Annotated in this window: 6 protein-coding genes; 5 read left to right on the top strand and 1 reads right to left on the bottom strand. The window is 69.8% G+C overall.

Annotation, left to right across the window (positions count from 1 at the left end; all coding sequences use genetic code 11):
- On the top strand, positions 1–2,399 hold a 2,399-nt coding region (locus ABFX54_RS13345; protein WP_346104633.1), incomplete at its 5' end, for a CARDB domain-containing protein.
- On the opposite strand, the gene ABFX54_RS13340 is transcribed toward ABFX54_RS13345, so the two are convergent.
- Positions 2,396–3,274: a sugar kinase gene (locus tag ABFX54_RS13340; protein ID WP_346104631.1), complete on the bottom strand. Its 879-nt coding sequence runs from the start codon at positions 3,272–3,274 to the stop codon at positions 2,396–2,398. The two genes, ABFX54_RS13345 and ABFX54_RS13340, sit on opposite strands and share 4 nt — an antisense overlap.
- A 241-nt stretch (positions 3,275–3,515) precedes the next feature.
- On the opposite strand from ABFX54_RS13340, the gene ABFX54_RS13335 reads away from it, so the two are divergent.
- The 4 genes from ABFX54_RS13335 (at position 3,516) to ABFX54_RS13320 (ending at position 6,085) form a co-directional block, all read left to right on the top strand.
- Positions 3,516–4,208 carry a hypothetical protein gene (locus tag ABFX54_RS13335; RefSeq protein WP_346104630.1) on the top strand — a complete coding sequence of 231 codons (693 nt, stop codon included), beginning with the start codon at positions 3,516–3,518 and terminating at the stop codon, positions 4,206–4,208.
- A 146-nt stretch (positions 4,209–4,354) separates the two neighbouring features.
- A complete protein-coding gene (locus tag ABFX54_RS13330) occupies positions 4,355–5,059 on the top strand; it encodes a DUF4344 domain-containing metallopeptidase (protein WP_346104628.1) in 705 nt (234 codons plus the stop codon).
- Positions 5,060–5,076: 17 nt separating this feature from the next.
- A complete protein-coding gene (locus ABFX54_RS13325; protein WP_346104627.1) occupies positions 5,077–5,781 on the top strand; it encodes a maleylpyruvate isomerase family mycothiol-dependent enzyme in 705 nt (234 codons plus the stop codon).
- Positions 5,782–5,836: 55 nt separating this feature from the next.
- Positions 5,837–6,085, top strand: coding sequence for a DUF6343 family protein (locus ABFX54_RS13320; protein WP_346104625.1), 249 nt, complete (start codon positions 5,837–5,839; stop codon positions 6,083–6,085).
- Position 6,086: the final 1 nt, after the last annotated feature.

Below are 6,086 nucleotides of genomic sequence, written 5' to 3'. Positions count from 1 at the left end.
GCGGCCAGGTCGCCGAGTTCCAGATCTTCGGCACCCCCGCGCCCAACCCCGACCTGACCGTGTCGGGCCTGACCTCCTCCCCGGCCTCGCCGGTGGAGACCGACGCGGTGACGCTGTCGGCCACGGTGCGCAACGCCGGCACCGCCGCCTCCGCCGCCACGTCGGTGACCTTCTACGCCGGGGACAGCAAGGTCGGCACCGCCACTGTCGGCGCGCTGGCCGCAGGGGCCACCGCGACCGTGTCGGCGAACATCGGGGCCAGGGACGCGGGCACGTACCAGCTCGAAGCCAGGGTGGACGAGCAGAACGCGGTCCCCGAGCAGAACGAGGGCAACAACTCCACCACCGGCACGCTGACCGTGCGGCCGGTCGACACGGCCGACCTGATCGCCTCCCCGGTCTCCTGGACGCCGGGCAACCCGGCCGCGGGCAACACGGTGACGTTCTCGGTCGCGATCAGGAACCAGGGCACCGTGGCATCCAGCGGGGGCTCCCACGGCATCACGCTCACCGTGCTCAACGACTCGGGGACCGTCGTCAGGACGCTGACCGGGTCGGCGAGCGGCGCCATCGCGGCCGGAGCCACCACCGCGCCGGTCTCCCTGGGCACGTGGACGGCGGCCGACGGCAAGTACACGGTGCGCACCGTGCTCGCCGACGACGCCAACGAGCTGCCGGTCAAGCGGGCCAACAACACCAGCACGCTGCCGCTGTTCATCGGGCGGGGCGCGAGCATGCCGTACGACACGTACGAGGCCGAGGACGCCGCCGTCGGCGGCGGCGCGACCCGCGTCGGCCCCAGCAGGGACGTCGGCACGATCGCCGGCGAGGCTTCCGGGCGGCGCGCGGTGACGCTCGGCCAGACCGGGGCCTACGTCGAGTTCACCACCAGGGCGCCGACGAACAGCCTGGTCACCCGCTTCTCGATCCCCGACGCCCCGGGCGGCGGCGGCATCGACTCCACCCTGAACGTCTACGTCAACGGCAGCTTCCTCAAGGCCGTCAACCTCACCTCCCGCTACGCCTGGCTGTACGGGGCCGAGTCGAGCCCGAACAACAACCCCGGCTCGGGCCCGCCCCGGCACATCTACGACGAGGCGAACCTGCTGCTCGGCACCACGGTCCCGGCGGGCGCCAAGATCCGGCTGCAGAAGGACGCGGCCAACACCTCCACCTACGCCATCGACTTCGTGGACTTCGAGCAGGTCACCCAGGCCGGCAACCCGGACCCGGCGAAGTACGCCGTACCGGCCGGTTTCGGGCACCAGGACGTGCAGAACGCCCTCGACAAGGCCCGGATGGACGCGAGCCTGACCGGCGTCTACCTGCCCGCCGGCGACTACCAGACGACCGGCAAGTTCCAGGTCTACGGCAAGGCGATCAAGGTGGTCGGCGCCGGCCCGTGGTTCACCAGGTTCCACGCCCCCTCGGGGCAGCAGAACACCGACGTCGGCTTCCGCGCCGACGGCACGGCGAACGGCTCGACGTTCTCGGGCTTCGCCTACTTCGGCAACTACGTCGAGCGCATCGACGGCCCCGGCAAGGTGTTCGACCTGACGAACGTGGCGAACCTGACGATCGAGAACGTCTGGATCGAGCACCAGGTCTGCATGTTGTGGGGGACGAACACCGACAACCTGACCATCAGGAACGCGCGGATCAGGAACGTGTTCGCCGACGGCCTGAACCTGACCAACGGCAGCACCGGCAACCACGTCACCAACGTCGAGACCCGCTCCACGGGCGACGACAGCTTCGCGCTGTTCTCTGCCACCGACCACAACTCCGGCGAGCAGACCGGCAACGTCTTCGAGAACCTGACCTCGCTGCTGACCTGGCGGGCCGCGGGCCTGGCCGTGTACGGCGGCTACGACAACACGTTCAGAAACATCTACATCGCCGACACGCTGGTGTACTCGGGCATCACGATCAGCTCGCTGGACTTCGGCTACCCGATGCACGGCTTCGGCGCGAGCCCGCCGACGACGTTCGACAACATCTCGCTGGTACGGGCGGGCGGGCACTTCTGGGGACAGCAGACGTTCCCGGCGCTGTGGGTGTTCTCCTCCTCGAAGGTGTTCCAGGGCATCCGGGTCAGCAACCTGGACATCGTGGACCCGACGTACAGCGGGATCATGTTCCAGACCGGCTACCAGAACCCGACCACCCCGCTGAACCCGATCAGGGACACGGTCTTCACGAACGTGTCGATCAGCGGGGCGCGCAAGAGCGGTGACGCGTTCGACGCCAAGTCCGGCTTCGGCATCTGGGTGAACGAGCTGCCCGAGCCGGGTCAGGGCCCGGCGATCGGGTCGGCCACGATCAACGGCCTCAGGCTGGCGAACAACCACACCGACATCAGGAACACGACCTCGACCTTCACCCTGAACGTGAACTAACCGTACAGATCGGCCCTGGTGGGCAACCCCTGCCAGTCGCTCGCGCTGGTCACCGCGGCGGCGCTCAGCAGCGCCCCGCGGTGCAGGCGTTCCTGGGGGGTGAGGCCGTCGAGCGCCGCGCTGATGTAGCCGGCCGCGAACGCCTCCCCCGCCCCCGAGGTGTCCACGATGGGCACCTGCCAGCCCTGCACGTCGTACCGCATCCGGTCGGCCCGGACGCTGGCGCCCTTGGCGCCCCGGTCGACCACGACCTCGCGCTCGGGGGTGAGTGCGGGCTTGACCAGGTCGAGCTCGTCCTGGCGGAGGAAGAGCAGGTGTGAGGCGCAGGCCAGCTCGCTGAGCACCTCCTCGGCCTCCCGTACGGAGGGCCACAGCTCGGGGACGTACTCGACGGAGAAGGAGATCACCACGTCGGCGTTCCTGGCCGCGCTCACGGCGGCGCGCACGGCCTCCAGCGCGTTCCTGCCCAGGCCGGCCGTGATTCCGGTCACGTGCAGCATCTTCGCCGCGGCGATCCGGTCGATCGGCACGTTCCCGGGGGTGAGCAGCGAGCCGGCCGAGCCCGCGCGGTAGTGGATCATCCTGGGCTCGCGCCCCACGCGCGTCTCCCTGAGGACCAGGCCCGTGCGCGTGCCCTCGGCCACGCGCACGTCGAGGACGTCCACGCCCTCGCCTCTGAGCGCGGTGAGCGCTCTGGCACCGAGCTCGTCGGCGCCCAGTTTGCCCAGGTACGCGGAGCGGTGGCCGAGCCTGGCCAGGGCGATGGCCAGGGTGAACTCGGGCCCGCAGACGTCCAGTCTGGCCTCGCTCTCGTGGCGGACCCGCCCGCTGGAGACGACCCCCAGCGCCTCCCCCAGGGTGTAGACGTCAGTCATGCGGCAGACTGTAGTGGCTCGGGCAGTCTCAAAAGGGATTTTTTGGACATCGTCCCAGGTTAAACCTGTGATCAAATATTTTCTGCAACTTTAGCGAACCTTTTCCCCAACCGATGACTCAAAGTAGTAGAGGGACCCGGCCCCCCGAGCCGGGTCTGAAGTTGTCAATACGGGGAGAGGAATCAGCACCCTCATGCAGAAGATCGCAGTAGGAATCCTTTCCGCCCTTGTGGGCGGATCCATGCTCGTGACCGGCGCGGGCGCCGCTTCCGCCGCCACCACCAAGCACGACACCCGTCTCGTCATCCGGGACATCAGCCCCAACCCCGTCGTGGTCAAGGGCGACGCCGAGACGACCGCGTACTTCGACGTCGGCGCCAGCCGCGACGTCAAGAAGGTCGAGTTCAGCGTGGCCCCCGCCGAGGGCTTCCACACGATGCGCACCAAGAGCCTCAAGGAGCTCGAGGGCTGGCGCTACGCCATCGGCTTCAACAAGAACGACCCGGCCGGCAAGTGGAAGGCCACCGCCGTGGCCTTCGACGGCGAGGGCAAGAAGCTCGCCGAGGACTCGGCGTTCTTCGCCGTCGAGATCGCCAAGGGCAAGGCCGAGACGCGGATCTCCCGCTTCAGCGCCAACCCCTACAAGGTCCGTAAGGGCCGGTCGATCTACTTCTCCGGCACCCTGCTGGAGCGCGAAGGCCGCTTCGACTGGGACGGCGTCCGCGGCGAGCGCGTGAGCATCTACTACCGCGCCAACGGCTCCAGCGCCTGGAAGTGGGTCGCCAGCGACTGGACCTCGCGCAGTGGCAAGTTCTTCGCCAAGACGCGCGCCTACAAGAGCGGCACGTTCCGCGCCGTCTACAACGGCGACCGTGAGCTCGAGGGCACCACGAGCCGCACCGACTACGTGCGGGTCTACTCCTGGCGTCGCTAGTCACCAGATCGTCTGAGGCCCGGCCCATTCGTGGGCCGGGCCTCCGGCATTCCTGGGGATCTTTACCTTTCCCAAGGTTTATCGATCATTTAATCGCCGCATGGTGAGTCCCATTGCATTGATCGATCCCCCTAAGGAGCTTCCGTATGCCGCACCCGGTGATCGCCCTCGTCCTGAGCGTGACGAGCACGCTGGTGACGGCCCCCGCCCCGGAACTGTCCGTACGCTATGAGCAGCCCGGCTCCCGCGGCGCCGAGGAGGCCAGGCGGCTGCTGAAGGACAGCGGCGTGCTGAAGACGCGGCTCCGGCTGCCCGAGCGCGTCGAGGTCGTCGCCCGTGACTGCGACGAGCCCGCCGCCCGCTGGAACCACGACAAGCGCCGGATCACCCTGTGCTACTCGCTGGTCGGCACGGTACGCGACACGATCAAGGGCATCTCCGAGACCGAGGAGACCGGCGAGCACGCCGAGGAGCACCGCATGGACGGCGCGCTGTCCGTGCTCTTCCACCACCAGCTCGGCCATGCCCTGACCACGCTCAACGGCCTGCCTGACAGCGACGCGCAGGCCGACCAGTTCGCGGCGCTCGCGCTGGCCGCCGACGCCCCCAAGCGCGTGGTGGCCGCCGCCGAGGCCCGCCACCTGCTGGCCGGCCACGCCGGCATCGGCCATCTGTCGGGCATGGAGGAGTCCGCCACGTTCGCCTGCCTGCTGTACGGCACGGACCCCGCCAGGTACGACCGGATCGCCAAGGGCGGCTGGGTCCCGCCCGAGCGCGCGCCCTCCTGCGCCGGCGAGTACGCCAAGGTCAAGTCGGCCATCGGCGACAAGGTCGTGAAAGTCGGCACCTGACGGGTAGCGTCCCGGGTATGCCCGACGACCTGCTCAAAGACCTCAACCCGTTCGACATCTTCGACGCCGAGGCCGCCCGGCTCGACCGGCACTTCTCGGGGCTCGACGAGGCCGGCTGGCTGCGCCCGTCCCGCTGCGACGGCTGGACGGTCCGTGACGTGCTGGCGCACCTGGCCGGCGAGGAGATGTACAACCAGGCGTGTCTGCACGGCTCCGTCCAGGAGCTGATGAGCCGCCTGGCCGACGAGGGGATCGGCGGCTACAACGACTTCAACGAGTGGTGCGTGCGGCGGCGCGGGGACCTGCCCGTCGAGGAGGTCCTGGAGGAGTGGCGGACGCAGAACGGCGCCACCCGCGAGCAGATGCGTGCCCTCGGCCCCGACGCCCTGCTCGACACGATGGCGGGGCCCTATCCGACGGGCCGGCAGGCCCTCCACTACGGCTCCGAGTACGCCACCCACGCCGACGACGTCGGCGCGCCCGTCTCCGCACAGGAGGCCCCCGGCCGGCTGGCCTGGCGGGTGGCGGTGGGCCGGTTCGTGCTCGCCGAGCAGGACGCCAAGGTGCGGGTGGAGCAGTCGGCCGACCAGATCGTGGCGGCCGTGGACGATGTCACGGCCACGCTGTCGTACCCGGAGTTCGTCGAGGCCACCGTGGGCCGCCTGCCCGCCTCCCACGGCCTCGACCCGCGCGTCGCCTCCGCGCTGAGGTGCCTGGCCTGAGCCTGAGACGGAGCCCGAGCCTGAGCCTGAGACGGAGACGGAGAGGAGCGCGATCATGTGGCTGCGCAACCGCGCGGGCACCGAGCCGGTCACCGCGCGCAGCCCGCTGGGGGCGCGTCGCGTGCTGTCGCTCGTCGCGCTCGTGCTCGGGGTGGTGGCGGCGGTCGTCTTCGCCGTGCTCGCGATGAGCACCGGCGCGCAGGTCTGGGTCTGGGAGGCCGTGATCGCGGCCGCGGTGGCGGTCATCGCCGCGATCGACCTGGCCGTGCTGCGGCACCGCCGCTCACGTCGTACGGGCGGATGAC

It is taken from the genome of Nonomuraea maheshkhaliensis (assembly GCF_039529435.1).
Lineage (GTDB): Bacteria > Actinomycetota > Actinomycetes > Streptosporangiales > Streptosporangiaceae > Nonomuraea > Nonomuraea maheshkhaliensis.
This window is presented reverse-complemented; position numbering and strand designations above follow the sequence as displayed.